Annotated in this window: 1 protein-coding gene and 1 pseudogene; both read left to right on the top strand. The window is 78.5% G+C overall.

What is annotated here, in order from left to right; genetic code table 11:
• A pseudogene (locus tag KS423_RS45880) lies at window positions 1-198 on the top strand (M56 family peptidase); the annotation flags it as partial.
• Between the two features lie 181 nt (window positions 199-379).
• On the top strand, window positions 380-1,162 hold a 783-nt coding region (locus KS423_RS45875), incomplete at its 3' end, for a GAF domain-containing protein (protein ID WP_224285572.1).

Here is a 1,162-nt window from a genome sequence, read left to right as displayed (position 1 = left end):
CACTCCGGCCCGGTCCCGCGCCGGGTCGCCGCACTGCTCCAGCCCCGCCCGGCCACCGCCCCCGGCACCTGGCGTCGGGCCGCCGCCGTGGCCCTGGCCGCCTGCCTGACGCTGAGCACCGCCGCCACCCTGCAGGCCACCGCCGACCTGCACCACACCGTGGAGGCGGCCCAGCAGGGCTCCGGCGCCCAGCGCTGACCCCGCCCGGATGCGGGCCCGCCCTCGAACGCCCACCGGGCGTCCCGGGGCCGGGGCCGCATCCGTACCGTCCGGTTTGCCGACTTGCCGGACCCCATCCCCAGCGGCCCACCGCACCCGTACGCTTTCGTCAGCGCGTCGGCCCCGACGCGTCCTCGAACGGCGGCGAGGAGCAACGCGAGTGCGGCAGACCGGACGGCAGTCCCGACGACCAGAGCGCCGCACCCCGCCGACCGCGGCGGAGCTGGCCAAGGTCCACGACCGCACCCTCGCCGACGCCGCCGCCCGGGAACTGGCCGCTCCCGCCCTCACCGAGCAGGCCGGCGGCCCCGGCCTGCTCGAACCCCGCCCCGAGATCGGCGACTCCTGGGCCCGGCTGCGCCGCCTCGGCCTCGACCCCGACACCGGCGCCGCCGCCGTCCTGCTGGGCCCCGGCGAAATCGAACAGCGCCGACGCACCAGCGGGCTCGACACCGTCCTGCCGGTGCTGCGCGAGACCCTGCTGGAGGTGGGCGGCGCGGCCCCGCTGCTGCTGGCCGTCGCCGACGCCGAGGGCCACGTGCTCTGGCAGGAGGGCGAGCGCGGTCTGCGCCGCAGCGCCGACCGGATCGGCTTCACCACCGGCGCCCGCTGGATCGAGGAGAGCGTCGGCACCAACGGCATCGCGGTCGCCCTGCGCACCCGGCGCCCGATGCACGTCCACTCCGCCGAGCACTACCTGCGCAGCCACCACTCCTGGACCTGCGTGGCCGCGCCGGTGCGCGACCCCGGCACCGGACAGCTGGTCGGTGCCGTCAACCTGAGCGGCCCGGCGCACAGCGTCCGCCCGTACCTGCTCCAGCTCACCGCCACCGCCGCCCGGCTCGCCGAGACCGAGCTGCGCGCCCACCGGCTGGAGGCGCTGCACCAGCTGCGCGCCCTGGCCGCCCCGCTGCTCGCCCGGGTCGGCGGCCCGGCGCTGGTG

The sequence above is a fragment of the Streptomyces sp. LS1784 genome, from assembly GCF_020103755.1.
Lineage (GTDB): Bacteria > Actinomycetota > Actinomycetes > Streptomycetales > Streptomycetaceae > Kitasatospora.
Note: the sequence above shows the minus strand (reverse complement) of the source record. Positions and strands in the feature narration are given on the sequence as shown.